This window comes from Mycolicibacterium sp. P4_G11 (genome assembly GCF_056555145.1).
Genome location: NZ_JBFUJW010000002.1, coordinates 275,429 through 288,669 on the forward strand (window position 1 = coordinate 275,429; position 13,241 = coordinate 288,669).

Here is a 13,241-nt window from a genome sequence, read left to right on the forward strand (position 1 = left end):
GGCGCCGTTCAGGTTCCGGCGCGCTCGACGGAGATTCCGGTGAGGCACTGCTCTTTCTCCCGGATCCCGAAGTTGAGCTTGCCCCAGCTGTAGCTGACGCTCCACACGAACTCTTCGTACGCGGAGTGGCCGGTCGGTGCGTGCGTCTGTTCCGCCGCCGGATACCGCGCACGCACCATGTCCGTCGTGATGCACGGGTTCGGGTCGACGTCGACGGACGCGAACAGCCACCGCCCGTCGTTGATCGCGATCACCGACGACGACACCTGCAGCGTCGGGCTCACGGGGGCAGCAGAAAACCGCAGGGAACTGCGGTAATGCGTTGCGCTAGAAGAAAATCAGACCGCGTTGCGGTGCTTGCGCTGGGTGGCGAAGAACTCCGCCCAGGACACCACCTCGGGGTGCTGCTTGAGGAGGGCACGGCGCTGACGCTCGGTCATGCCGCCCCAGACGCCGAACTCGACGCGGTTGTCGAGGGCATCGGCACCGCATTCGACGATCACCGGGCAGTGCCGGCAGATGACCGCGGCCTTGCGCTGCGCGGCGCCGCGGACGAACAGCTCATCCGGGTCGGCCTGACGGCATCGGGCCTGGGAAACCCAGGCGATTCTGGCTTCAGCTTCAGGTTGGACCACACCCTGCATCGCGCCGTTTCCGGCCTGGGGAGCGATAGTCGCGCGAACTACTGGCTGTGTACCTGCCACCAGCGATCCCTTCGTCACACCGCCTCCCGACGGCTGAGTCCTCCCGAGTAGATCACTGATGCGATCTACGCCACATTGCGGCTAGTAGTGTTACCTAGATCGCATTGTGTGTTCAAGTTAGGTGGTCAGGGGCCTATTGCGCAATGGGTCTGGGGCCGCTTTTTTGGGACGTGTGTCCAAACGTTAATTTTTGCCCGTGTCGCAGCCCCCTAGATGCCCTAAGGACGTGGTAATCGACCAGCACTCGGCCGCTGGCTACCACGGTCGCTAGGCTGTACCCCATGTCCGAGCGACCGCAGAATCGTCCGCCGACCGCGGTCACCGTCATCAAGATGACGTGGTGCTGCCTGCTCGCCAGCGTGGTCCTCGCCGCGATGATGTTCCCGCTCATCGGGGGTGTCGGCCTGATGTCCAACCGGGCATCCGACGTCGTGGCCAACGGTTCGGCACAGCTGGTCGAAGGTGACGCGCCCGCCGTATCGACCATGGTGGACGCCAAGGGCAACCCCATCGCCTGGCTGTATTCGCAGCGTCGCTTCGAGGTTCCGAGCGATCAGATCGCCAACACCATGAAGCTGGCCATCGTCTCGATCGAGGACAAACGGTTTGCCGAGCACAACGGGGTGGACTGGAAGGGCACCCTGACGGGCCTGTCCGGCTACATGTCCGGGTCCGCCGATACGCGCGGCGGATCGACCATCGAGCAGCAGTACGTGAAGAACTATCAGCTGCTCGTGGTGTCGCAGACCGACGCCGAACGGCGGGCCGCCATCGAGACCACACCGGCCCGCAAGCTGCGTGAGATCCGCATGGCGCTGACCCTGGACAAGACGTTCACCAAGTCCGAAATCCTGACGCGCTACCTGAACCTGGTGTCGTTCGGCAACGGGGCGTTCGGCATCCAGGACGCCGCGCAGACGTACTTCGGCGTCAACGCCTCCCAGCTCAACTGGCAGCAGGCCGCGCTGCTCGCCGGCATGGTGCAGTCCACCAGCGGACTGGACCCGTACGTCAATCCCGACGGCGCCCTGGCACGTCGAAACCTGGTGCTGGACACCATGATCCAGAACGTCCCCCAGGAAGCCGAAGCGCTGCGGGCCGCCAGGGCCGAGCCGCTCGGCATCCTGCCGCAGCCCAACCAGCTGCCTCGTGGCTGCATCGCCGCCGGTGACCGTGCTTTCTTCTGCGATTACGTGCTCGACTACCTGTCGAAGGCGGGGATCAGCAAGGACCAGGTGGCCAAGGGCGGCTACCTGATCCGCACCACCATCGACCCGGACATCCAGAACTCGGTCAAGTCGTCGATCGACGGCATCGCCTCCCCCGGCATCGACGGCATCGCCAGCGTCATGAGCGTCATCCGCCCGGGCAAGGACAACCACCAGGTGGTGGCGATGGCCAGCAACCGGACCTACGGCCTGAACACCGCGGCCGGGGAAACCATGCAGCCGCAACCATTTTCACTGGTGGGCGACGGCGCCGGGTCCATCTTCAAGCTGTTCACCACGGCCGCCGCCATGGACATGGGCATGGGCATCAACGCGCAGCTGGACGTGCCCGGCCGGTTCGAGGCCAAGGGCCTGGGCAGCGGCGGCGCCAAGGGCTGCCCGAAGGACAAGTGGTGCGTCGAGAACGACGGCCGCTACCGGGGCAGCATGAACGTCACCGAGGCGCTGGCATCGTCGCCGAACACCGGTTTCGCCAAGCTGATCTCGCAGATCGGTGTCCAGCGCACCGTCGACATGGCGGTCAAGCTGGGTCTGCGGTCCTACGCCGCGCCGGGCACCGCCCGGCCATACGACCCGAACAGCAACGAGAGCCTGGCCGACTTCATCAAGCGGCAGAACATCGGCTCGTTCACCCTGGGACCGTTCGAGGTCAACGCCCTCGAGCTGTCGAACGTCGCGGCCACGCTGGCCTCGGGCGGCACCTGGTGCCCGCCCAACCCGGTGGACAAGGTGTACGACCGGCACGGCAACGAGGTCTCGGTGACCACCCAGACCTGCGAGCAGGCGGTCCCCGAGGGCCTGGCCAACACCTTGGCCAACGCGATGAACAAGGACGCCATCAGCGGCACCGGCGCCGCGGCCGCGCAGTCAGTGGGCTGGACCTTCCCGGTATCGGGCAAGACCGGTACCACCGAGGCCCACCGATCGTCGGCGTTCCTGGGCTTCACCAGCGCGTACGCCGCCGCCAACTACATCTACGACGACTCGCCCACGCCGTCGGACCTGTGCTCGTTTCCGCTGCGCCAGTGCGGCCGCGGTGATCTGTACGGCGGCCACGAGCCGGCCCGGACCTGGTTCGCCGCGATGAAGCAGTTCACCCCGCCCAACGTGGTGATGCCGCCGACCGACCCGCGCTACGTGGACGGCGGACCGGGCTCGAAGGTGCCGAGCGTCGCGGGCATGGACATCGACCTGGCGCAGACCCGCGTGAAGGAGGCCGGCTTCCAGCTGGCCCCGCAGCCGTCGTGGGTCAACAGCGCGTCGCCGTCCGGTTCGGTGATCGGAACCTCGCCGTCGGGACAGACCATCCCCGGTTCGATCGTCACGATCCTGGTGAGCAACGGCATCGCGCCGCCTCCGCCGCCACCACCGCCAGTGGGGATTCCGGGTCTCGACGGCTTGCCGCCGGTGCAGATCGGGTCGACGGTCGTGGAGATTCCGGGCCTGCCGCCGATCACCGTGCCGGTGCTCGGTCCCCCGCCCCCATAGGCCCGGCCGAAACCTCAGAACGACCTAAGCCAACCCTGTGGGCTTTCTAACGATGACCAGCGACAACGGGCGAATTGCCGCAGTGAGCAAGTAGGCTGCCTGCATGTCTGCCATCGCCCGCAACGCTGCCGTCACAGTCGCCGGATCACTTGCTGCAGGCCTCGCCTACGCGTCGCTCATCGAGCGCAACGCGTTCGTGGTCCGCGAGGTCACCATGCCGGTGCTGACGCCCGGTTCGTCGCCGCTGCGGGTGCTGCATCTGAGCGATCTGCACATGATGCCGGCGCAGCGCCGTAAGCAGGCGTGGCTGCGCGAGCTGGCCCGCTGGGAGCCGGATCTGGTGGTCAACACCGGAGACAACCTCTCGCACCCGAAGTCGGTGCCGGCCGTGGTGCAGGCGATGGGCGATCTGCTGGCGGTGCCCGGCGTGTTCGTGTTCGGCAGCAACGACTACTTCGCGCCGAAGCCGAAGAACCCGGCCAACTACCTCTTCAGCAAGCACAAGCGGATCACCGGCCGGCCGCTGCCGTGGCAGGACCTGCGCGCGGCGTTCACCGAGCGCGGCTGGCTGGACATGACCCACACGCGGCGTGAGATCGAGGTCAACGGTCAGCTCATCGCCGTGGCCGGGGTCGACGACCCGCATCTGGGTCGCGACCGCTACGACACCGTCGCCGGGCGGCCCAACCCCGCGGCCAATCTGTCGCTGGGCGTCACCCATGCGCCGTACACGCGCGTCCTGGACCGGTTCGCCGATGACGGCTACCAGCTGGTGCTGGCCGGGCACACGCACGGCGGGCAGCTGTGCGTGCCGTTCTACGGCGCGCTGGTGACCAACTGCGACATCGACACCTCCCGGGTGAAGGGTCCGTCCCGCTGGGGCGCGCACACGCAGCTGCACGTGTCCGCCGGTCTGGGCACCTCGCCGTACACGCCGGTGCGCTTCTGCTGCCGGCCGGAGGTGACGCTGCTGACCCTGGTGGCCGCACCGACCGGCGGCGGGCACGCCGGCATCGGCGCCGACATGACGCAGCCTGCCGTCTCGGCGCGGTGACCGCACCGGTGGCGGCGCGCAGCGTCGACCGGGACTGGGTGGACAACGCTGTCCGCCTGATCGAGGCCGACGCCCGGCGCAGCGCCGACACCCATCTCCTGCGATATCCGTTGCCTGCCGCGTGGAGCGCGAGCGTCGACGTCCAGCTGTATCTCAAGGACGAGAGCACGCACATCACCGGCAGCCTCAAGCATCGGCTGGCCCGGTCGCTGTTCCTGTACGGGTTGTGCAACGGCTGGATCGGACCGCAGACGACCGTCATCGAGGCGTCGTCCGGTTCGACCGCGGTGTCCGAGGCGTATTTCGCGGCGCTGCTGGGGCTCGAGTTCATCGCGGTGATGCCGTCGTCGACGAGCGCGACCAAGATCGAGCTCATCGAAAACCAGGGTGGCCGTTGCCATTTCGTCGAGCAATCGTCTCAGGTGTACGCCGAGGCCGAACGCCTGGCGCGCGAGACCGGCGGCCACTACCTGGATCAGTTCACCAATGCCGAACGGGCCACCGACTGGCGCGGCAACAACAACATCGCCGAGTCGATCTTCTCGCAGCTGCGCGACGAGACCCATCCGATTCCGGAATGGATCGTGGTCGGCGCCGGCACCGGCGGCACCAGCGCCACGATCGGGCGGTTCCTGCGCTACCGGCGCCATGCCACCCGGCTGTGCGTGGTGGACCCGGAGAATTCGGCGTTCTATCCGTCGTGGGCCACGGGCGACCGGGAGGTGTTCACGGGGGCGTCCTCGCGCATCGAGGGCATCGGCCGGCCACGGGTGGAGCCGTCGTTCCTGCCCGGCGTGGTGGACGCCATGGTGTGCGTCCCCGATGCGGGCTCAGTGGCCGCAGCGCGGCACGTGAGCAAGGTTCTGGGCCGCCGGGTGGGTCCGTCCACGGGGACGAATATCTGGGGTGCGTTCGGGCTGCTGGCCGAGATGGTGGCGCAGGGCCGTAGCGGTTCGGTGGTGACGCTGCTCGCCGACAGCGGCGACCGCTACGCCGACACCTACTTCGACGACGCGTGGGTCAGCAGCCGCGGGCTGGACTCCACCGATGCCGTGGCGGCACTGACGGAGTTCGAGCGCTCCGGCCGCTGGGCGTGACCCTGACGGCCGATCCAGGCCGTCCGGTAGTCAGAAGTCGCGAACAGCCACAGCGCTGCCAGACCGAAGAATCCGCAGTAGAGCAGAGCTCCCAATCCGGTCATGTTCGTCCCTCGCTTCGTCGCGTTCGGCGGTTGTTTCACCACAGTTACCGAATTAAACGCACGATGCGGGTAAATGCATCCCGATAACGGACGTGATCTTCGCCGCTAGCCCCATCTACCTGCGCCTACGTCACCTGGCAAGGGCCGTTTGGCTTCTGAGGGCACCGGTGCGATACGCTGTCGTGGCTTCACACGGGGTGTGGCGCAGCTTGGTAGCGCGCTTCGTTCGGGACGAAGAGGTCGTGGGTTCGAATCCCGCCACCCCGACAAGTGAGCAAGGCCCTGACCAGGGAAATCTGGTCGGGGCTTTTTGCTGTCGCAGTCCCGACTATCCGGCCGACTCGTTGGTGTCGACTGCGTAGGGCGGCCCGAGGAATCGCCGCACCATCTGCTGCTCGGCCTCGGCGTCTTTGAGGGGCCAGTACCACAGTGCCAGGAAGACTCGGATCAACCAGTGTGCGGCAAGCGGATCGGGCGTACTCAGCCCGACCATTTCGTTGGCGAAGCGGGTGATCATGGGTGAGTCGCTGAGCCATTCATCGCCGGGGAGTGTGGCCATCGAGCGCATGATCTGTGCGAGCGGATCGGCCCGCAGTCGCTGTAGGGCTACCGTCGTGGCGATGACGATGCGATCTGGGCCCGTCAGCCCAGCGATGGCTGCGCGAACCGAGTCGAGGATGCGCTCGGCCTGTCGGCCCAGCACGGCGTCGCGGATTGCGGACTTACCTCCTGCGTGGCGGTAGATGGTCGCCGGTGAACAGTGCACGGTGGCCGCCAGAGTGTCGATGCTGAATGCGTCGTAGCCCTGATGCGACATCAGGTCGGCGGCCGCGGCGTAGATCCGTTCGGCGGCCTCGCTATGGCGATCCCGCCCAACCAGCCAGTCGTTCGTCGCCATCGGTCAGCCGCTCCCTCGCCGCGAACCCATGAACTCGTTTTATCACCATGAGAAGAATCGCGGCTGATTTCTCAACGAAGCCGCTGGTCGGCTGCGCGGCCTGAGAGAGCGCATCGCAACACCTGCTGACATGGCTTTTCACGTTCGCCGGACACCGTTGACGCAGGTGTACGCGGCGTTCAACCCTGAGCGCATGACCCTGTTGGCGGCCGCGCAAGACTTCTTCGGAACCGATGCTCTACAGAACCCGTATCCGCTCTATGACCGGATGCGCCGCCGAGCATCGGTGCACCGGATCGGTGACTCCACCTTCTACGCGGTGTGCGGCTGGGACGCCGTGATGGAGGTCGTCAACCGCGTCGAAGACTTCTCGTCGAACCTGACCGCCACGATGGTGTACCGGGACGGGACTGTCACCCCGTTCGACATGGGGCCGCTGGGTGGTCCCCAGCACGCGCTGGCGACCGCCGATGACCCGGTACACAACGCGCACCGAAAGCTGCTGCTGCCCCACCTGACTGCAAAGCGGATACGTGTCATCGAAGAGTTCGCCGAGACTACTGCTATCCAATTGTGGTCAGGGGGCTTGATCGACGGAGAGATCGAGTGGATGAGCGCCGTGGCCAACCGGCTGCCGATGATGGTGGTCGCCCGCCTGCTCGGGCTACCCGAAGAAGACGTCGACAGGCTGATCAGACTGGGCTATGCCACCACCACCCTGCTCGACGGCGTCGTCAGCCCAGCCCAAGTCGAAGCCGCCGGCATGGCTGCCATGGAGTTATCCGGGTACGTCATGGAGCACTTCGCGAAAGCCGCGGAAAGCCAGGTGCCGGGACTCATCGGTGACCTCGCCGCCCGCTACGCCGCTGGTGAGGTGGAGCAGCTGCCGGCGCTCGCGATCATGCTCACATTGTTCAGCGCCGCAGGCGAATCCACTGCGTCCCTAGTGGGCAGCGCCGCGTGGATTCTGGTGAGCCACAGCGACATCCAAGAACGGGTCCGCGCCGATCCCGAACTACTGGGTGCGTTCATCGAAGAAACGCTGCGCTACGAGTCGCCGTTTCGCGGCCATTACCGCCACGTCGTCAGAGACACCACGCTGGCCGGGGTCGACGTGCCTGCCGATTCGCGCCTGCTGTTGATGTGGGGAGCTGCCAACCGCGATCCCCGACAGTTCGACACACCCAATGAGTTCCGGCTCGACCGCAGCGGCGCGAAGGGCCACGTCACCTTCGGCAGGGGCACACATTTCTGCGTCGGGGCCGCCCTGGCGCGCCTGGAGGCCCGGATCGTCTTGCGGATGCTGCTGGAACAGACAACTTGGATCGAGGCCGCCGACGTTGGTCAATGGCTGCCCAGCATCCTGGTCCGCCGACTCGATCATCTGAAATTGGCAGTCAGATGATCGAGCAGGCCGAGTTGATCGCCTGCTACCAACTGGCACCGCCACAGCCTTGGTGAGCTCCATCTCCATATTGGGACATCTATGTCCTATTTTCGGTCAATCGTGCTATTTTTGATTCATGGCTGAACTGAAATCGCTCGACACCGGTGTGCGTTCGCGTACCCGCAAGGCGATCCTCGATGCCGCCACCGCCGTCCTGGCGACCAACCCCGCGGCGTCGTTGAGCGATATCGCCACCGCCGCGAACGTCGGCCGCAGCACGCTGCACCGCTACTTCGCCGAACGCTCCGAGCTGATCCGTGCCGTCGCCCTGTACGTGCACGAGATATGTAACGCCGCCATCGACAAAGCCGAGCCGACCTGCGGCCCGCCGCTCGCGGCGCTGCGCCGCGTGGTCGAATCCCAACTGGACCTCGGACCCATCGTGCCTTTCGTCTACAACGAGCCGACCATCGTCGCCGATCCGGAGCTGTCCGCGATCCTCGACACCGGCGACGAGGCGATAGCCGAAGTGCTGGCGCGGGTTTCGGCACGACCGCAGACCAGCCCACCGGAGTGGCCGCGCCTGGTTTTCTGGGCCCTGCTCGACGCCGGATACGAGGCACTGCGCCGGAACATCGCGCCGCGGGTCGAGATCGTCGACGCCATCATGGCCAGCCTGACGGCCGGCACCATCACCCCGGATCCATCCTGATCCGCCCGAATTTGCTTTCCCCTCAACAAGTTAGGTAACTCCCATGTCCACCAGTCTCGTCACCAACGAGGTGACGAACCGGACACCGCAACGCCATTGGTGGGCGCTGGCAGTGCTGATGCTGCCCGTGCTGCTCATCTCCATCGACAACACGGTGCTGGCCTTCGCGCTGCCCAGCATCGCCGCAGAGTTCCGCCCGTCAGCCGCCACGCAGCTGTGGCTCGTCGACATCTATTCCCTGGTGCTGGCAACACTCTTGGTGACCATGGGCAGCCTCGGCGACCGGTTCGGCCGGCGCCGGCTGCTGCTCATCGGCGCCGTCGGGTTCGCCGTCATCTCGGCCGCCGCGGCGTTCGCGCCCAGCGCCGGCTACCTGGTGGCCGCTCGTGCCGCGCTCGGTGTCTTCGGCGCCATGCTGATGCCGTCGACGCTGTCGCTGATCCGCAACATCTTCACCGAAGCCACGTCGCGCCGGCTCGCCATCGCCATCTGGGCGTCGTGCTTCGCGGCCGGCTCGGCCCTCGGCCCGATCGTCGGCGGCCTGCTGCTGCAGCACTTCCACTGGGGCGCGGTCTTCATGATCGCCGTGCCGATCCTGCTGCCGCTGCTGGTGCTGGCGCCCAAACTGGTGCCCGAATCGCGGGACCCGAACCCGGGCCCGGTCGACGCGCTCAGCGTGCTGCTGTCGCTGGCGGCCATGCTGCCGGTGGTGTGGGCGATCAAGACCGCCGCGCACGACGGCATCTCGGCTCTGACGCTCGCCGCCGTCGCCCTCGGCGTCGCCGCGGGCATCTGGTTCGTGCGTCGGCAGAACAGCAGTGCGACACCGATTCTCGACATGCGACTGTTCGGTCACGGCCCCTTCACGGCGTCGATCCTGGCCAACTTCCTGTCGATGGTCGGCCTCATCGGGTTCCTGTTCTTCGTCTCGCAGCACCTGCAGCTGGTACTCGGGCTCGACCCGCTGACCGCTGCGCTGGTCATGCTGCCGGGCGCGGCGGCCTCGACGATCGCGGGCATCGGCGTGGTGCGGCTGGCCAAGCGGTTCGCGCCGCAGACGCTGATGGTGACCGGCCTGCTCCTGGTGGCCGCCGGCTTCCTGTTGATCCTGATGTTCCGCCACGACCTGACCATGGTCGGGGTCATCGCGTCATTCACCGTGCTCGAGCTGGGTGTCGGTGTGTCGCAGACGATCTCGAACGACACCATCGTGGCGTCGGTGCCGCCTGAGAAGGCCGGCGCGGCGTCAGCGGTGTCGGAGACCGCCTACGAGTTGGGTGCGGTGATCGGTACCGCCGGGCTGGGCACCATGTTCACCGCGTTCTATCGCGCGAACGTCGAACTGCCCGGGGCACTTTCACCCGGTCAGTCGGCCGACGCCGGGGAGAGCATCGGCGGCGCCATCTCGGTGGCCCGGACCCTGCCGACCGAGCTCGGCAACCACCTGATGGAGTCGGCGCGCGTCGCCTTCGATTCGGGGATCGGCGCCACCGCGGCGACCGCCGCAGCGCTGGCACTGGTCGCCGCAGCGATCGTCGCCGCTGCCTTCCGCGGCCGGCAATAGTCGCTGAACGTACTGTGGCCCCAACACCTTTCGGCGTTGGGGCCACAGTTCGCTAGTCGGTTACTTGCTGCTGCCGGTCTTGCCCTTGGGAGCCTTGGTGGCACCCTTGATCGCGTTGGTGATCGACTTCGCCACCTTTGACACGGGGTTCTGCGCCTTCTTGGTCTTGGGCGCACCATCCTTGGGCGTCGTCACCTTGTCGGTGCCCTTGGTGTCAGTGCCCTTGGCATCGGCATCCTTGGTCGCACCCTTGGCGTCCGCATCCTTGGTCGCACCCTTGGTGTCGGTGCCCGTGGCGTCAGCAGACTTGGCGTCGGCGTCCTTCTTGTCGGCGTCCTTCGTGTCGGTGGCCTTGCCATCAGCGGCCTTGGCGTCGGCTTCCTTGGTGGAGGTGTCCTTCGCCGAGGTGTCCTTCGCCGCGTCGGTGGCCGGTGCCGCCTCGGTCGAGGTCGCCGCAGTGGCCGTGGCCGCCTTCTTGGTCGTCGCCGGAGCCGGGTCTGCCGCCGAGGTGTCCGTCGCCGTCTTCGAGGTCTCGGCCGCCGTGCCCGCCGCCAGTGCCGCAACCGGCGCGGCGGCAAGAGGAACGGTGACGCCACCAGGAGCATTCGGGTTCACGTTCAGCGCCGTGATGATCCGATTCACGATGTACGGCACGGTGCCGGTTTCAAAATCCGTGACATTCTTCTGAATGTTCTGCACGAGGCTCACCACATTGTTGAGCACACCGTTGTAGATCGTGCCCGGATTCAGGGTGAGTACCGACTGCAGAATTCCCGTCACGCTCTTGACCACCTGCTGAACCACCGGAGTTGTTCCGAGGCAGGAACCGCAACCAATTCCGACTGTCGAAATCGCCAGGCCGGCGACCAATGCGGTGACCGAATCAAGCACCGCGGGAACCAATGCCTCACCCACTGCCAACGGTTGCTGCAGGATGTTCTGCACCGGGCCGTTGATGCCGGTGATCAACTGCAGTCCGCCGGGAAGCAGACCACCCACCAGCGAGTCGATGGCGCCGTTGACGTTGAGCGTGCCGAGGTTCCCCAGCACGTTGACGAGAGTGCCCGGCAACGCGCCACCGAGGGTGAACGTCGCGCCGGTGATGTTGCCGATCAACTGCATGCCCTGTTGCACGCCGTAGTTCGCATCGAGCACCACCTGGCGCACCAGCGGATTCACGCTGGTCTCCACCATGTAGCTGGTTTGCCCGACCGTCTCGGCGAGGGCGTTGTAGATGTTCCCCAGCGCCACGATGGGGTTGACCAAGGCTGTCAGGTGCACGTCGGATACCTGCACGTGAGGAACTGCCGGCAGGTGTGTTGCCGTTTGCGGCACCATCGGCGCCACAGCAATCACACTCGCCCCCGCGAGAGCAACGCCCGCAGTGAGATACGGCTTCATGGTGAGCTGCATTCGAATCCTCCCAGTTATCGCGACACCCGTGTGACGCAGAAACTTACCCCTAGTAAATGGGTGTTTTTGACGAACACACACATTTCCCAGCTAACCAAAATCGATCGATCAGGAAATTGTCAATCACGTTAGATTGCTGTTCTAACAGGCAACTTAGACGTGCTATAGAATCAGCAAATTTGGCCAGCAGGACCACCCAAATTCGAATGGACGACGTCGCCGCCACTTCACAGCAGGACGAGACCCACGTCACACCCACAATTGAGTGGCGGACCGCAAATGCCAGCCATCGATAAATTGCGACTTCAGCAAATTTCGCTACGCGTAATTTTCGTATGCGTCATTCATAGCCGCGAGCAACATTCCGGGAACGCTCGACGCCGGCCTCGAGTCCACATACTGAGACGGTGCGTCGAGCCTTACGGCGTGGCGAAATTCAGGCAGCGGCAGTTTGCCGACGCTTGGCGACGCCGCCGGCAACGGACGTCGCCACGACGGTCAACAATGCGCCCAGAATCAGCGCCGACGGCTCCCCCGGACTCAGCAGGTGCTGCTGGGTGCCCAACGTGGCAGCAGCCACCGGAACACCCAATTGCGCAGCCGCCAGGACCCCGAGCGACAGCGGTTGCCCGAACAGCCGGCCACTGAGATGCGCAAGCACCGCCCCCACGCCCAACGCCACGCCGAGCCCGATCAGATCCGGATGCTCCCCGAGTTCCCGCACCTGCAATGACGCGCCGAGCCAGACGAAGAACAACGGCGCGAAGAACCCCTCGGTGATGCCGAACAGTTGGCGCGCCAGCCGTCGGGGCTCGCCGACCGCAGAAAGGCACAGTCCCAGCGCAAAACCCGCGAGCATGATCGAGACGTGCGTCGACTTCGCCAGCGCCGCCAGGCCGAACAGCACGATCAGGCTGATCCTCAGTTCCAGCGCCAGGTGCCGGCTGTGCGAGTACTTGTGCATCCGCTTGAGCCATCCGCGCTTGGCTTCGTACTGCAAAAAGAAGTAGAGCAGGACCGCGCACGCGGCGATCGCCAGCGCCCCCACGGCCGCACGCGCAGCACCGGCCGGGTTGATGGCCAACGGCAACAACACAATCGACGCGGCGTCGGCGATCGCGATCTGGGCGGTAACGGACAGCACCGGAGGCCCCGTCAGACCCAGCGACTGGATGACGGGCAGCGCCAGCGCGGCCGACGACGAGGCCATGAGTACCGCATACAGCGGGGCGTGCCCGGTGCCGAAGAGATGCGCGATGACGACACCGAACACCGCCGCGAAGGCACCCACCATGATCACCCGCAGCAGCGCTTTGGGCAGGTCCCCGCGCAATGACTGGTCGCGCACCGGCACATGCGTGCCGACGATGAACATCACCAGCGCGAACCCGATGTCTGCCAGTAGCACGAACGTCGGGTTGTCCGCGTCGACGATGCCGAACCCGGTCCGTCCCATGACGATTCCGGCCACGAGTTCGCCGACGATCACCGGCACCCGCAGCTTCGGCACCGCCGCCAGCAGCGGCCCCACCAGTCCGATGACGGCCAGCAGCGCCAGGGCATGGAATCCGAAATCGCCCATCGGTCAGCC

General features: G+C 66.1%; 11 protein-coding genes and 1 tRNA gene. 7 read left to right on the forward strand and 5 right to left on the reverse strand.

What is annotated here, in order from left to right; all coding sequences use genetic code 11:
* Positions 1-8: 8 nt before the first annotated feature.
* Positions 9-284 (reverse strand): hypothetical protein, encoded by a 276-nt coding sequence (locus AC1U2B_RS05150; protein WP_480215928.1) that lies wholly within the window; start codon positions 282-284, stop codon positions 9-11.
* A 54-nt stretch (positions 285-338) separates the two neighbouring features.
* Positions 339-644 (reverse strand): WhiB family transcriptional regulator, encoded by a 306-nt coding sequence (locus tag AC1U2B_RS05155; RefSeq protein WP_020100988.1) that lies wholly within the window; start codon positions 642-644, stop codon positions 339-341.
* Between the two features lie 341 nt (positions 645-985).
* Between AC1U2B_RS05155 and ponA2 the strand changes: the two genes are divergently transcribed.
* The 4 genes from ponA2 to AC1U2B_RS05175 all read left to right on the forward strand — a co-directional run bounded on the left by ponA2 (position 986) and on the right by AC1U2B_RS05175 (position 5,943).
* Positions 986-3,421 carry a transglycosylase/D,D-transpeptidase PonA2 gene (gene ponA2, locus AC1U2B_RS05160; RefSeq protein ID WP_260935851.1) on the forward strand — a complete coding sequence of 812 codons (2,436 nt, stop codon included), beginning with the start codon at positions 986-988 and terminating at the stop codon, positions 3,419-3,421.
* A 103-nt stretch (positions 3,422-3,524) separates the two neighbouring features.
* On the forward strand, positions 3,525-4,475 hold the full coding sequence (locus AC1U2B_RS05165) for a metallophosphoesterase (protein ID WP_043397248.1): 951 nt from the start codon (positions 3,525-3,527) through the stop codon (positions 4,473-4,475).
* Positions 4,472-5,572, forward strand: coding sequence for an L-cysteine desulfhydrase Cds1 (cds1, locus tag AC1U2B_RS05170; protein ID WP_480215929.1), 1,101 nt, complete (start codon positions 4,472-4,474; stop codon positions 5,570-5,572). Before AC1U2B_RS05165 ends, cds1 begins: the two co-directional genes overlap by 4 nt.
* 297 nt (positions 5,573-5,869) lie before the next feature.
* A tRNA-Pro gene (locus AC1U2B_RS05175) sits at positions 5,870-5,943 on the forward strand.
* Positions 5,944-6,004: 61 nt separating this feature from the next.
* Here AC1U2B_RS05175 and AC1U2B_RS05180 read toward each other — a convergent pair.
* Positions 6,005-6,574 (reverse strand): TetR/AcrR family transcriptional regulator, encoded by a 570-nt coding sequence (locus AC1U2B_RS05180; protein ID WP_480215930.1) that lies wholly within the window; start codon positions 6,572-6,574, stop codon positions 6,005-6,007.
* A gap of 193 nt (positions 6,575-6,767) precedes the next feature.
* Between AC1U2B_RS05180 and AC1U2B_RS05185 the strand changes: the two genes are divergently transcribed.
* From AC1U2B_RS05185 to lfrA, 3 genes are all read left to right on the forward strand, one after another.
* Positions 6,768-7,979, forward strand: a complete 1,212-nt coding sequence (locus AC1U2B_RS05185; RefSeq protein WP_480216071.1) for a cytochrome P450 — start codon at positions 6,768-6,770, stop codon at positions 7,977-7,979.
* 118 nt (positions 7,980-8,097) lie between these two features.
* Positions 8,098-8,673 carry a TetR/AcrR family transcriptional regulator gene (locus AC1U2B_RS05190; protein WP_043985015.1) on the forward strand — a complete coding sequence of 192 codons (576 nt, stop codon included), beginning with the start codon at positions 8,098-8,100 and terminating at the stop codon, positions 8,671-8,673.
* A gap of 43 nt (positions 8,674-8,716) precedes the next feature.
* Positions 8,717-10,237, forward strand: coding sequence for an efflux MFS transporter LfrA (gene lfrA, locus AC1U2B_RS05195; RefSeq protein WP_480215931.1), 1,521 nt, complete (start codon positions 8,717-8,719; stop codon positions 10,235-10,237).
* 60 nt (positions 10,238-10,297) lie between these two features.
* Here lfrA and AC1U2B_RS05200 read toward each other — a convergent pair whose 3' ends face one another.
* Together AC1U2B_RS05200 and AC1U2B_RS05205 are read right to left on the reverse strand one after the other, a co-directional pair.
* Positions 10,298-11,650 (reverse strand): hypothetical protein, encoded by a 1,353-nt coding sequence (locus AC1U2B_RS05200; protein WP_480215932.1) that lies wholly within the window; start codon positions 11,648-11,650, stop codon positions 10,298-10,300.
* A 436-nt stretch (positions 11,651-12,086) separates the two neighbouring features.
* Positions 12,087-13,232: a cation:proton antiporter gene (locus AC1U2B_RS05205; RefSeq protein WP_480215933.1), complete on the reverse strand. Its 1,146-nt coding sequence runs from the start codon at positions 13,230-13,232 to the stop codon at positions 12,087-12,089.
* Between the last annotated feature and the right edge of the window lie 9 nt (positions 13,233-13,241).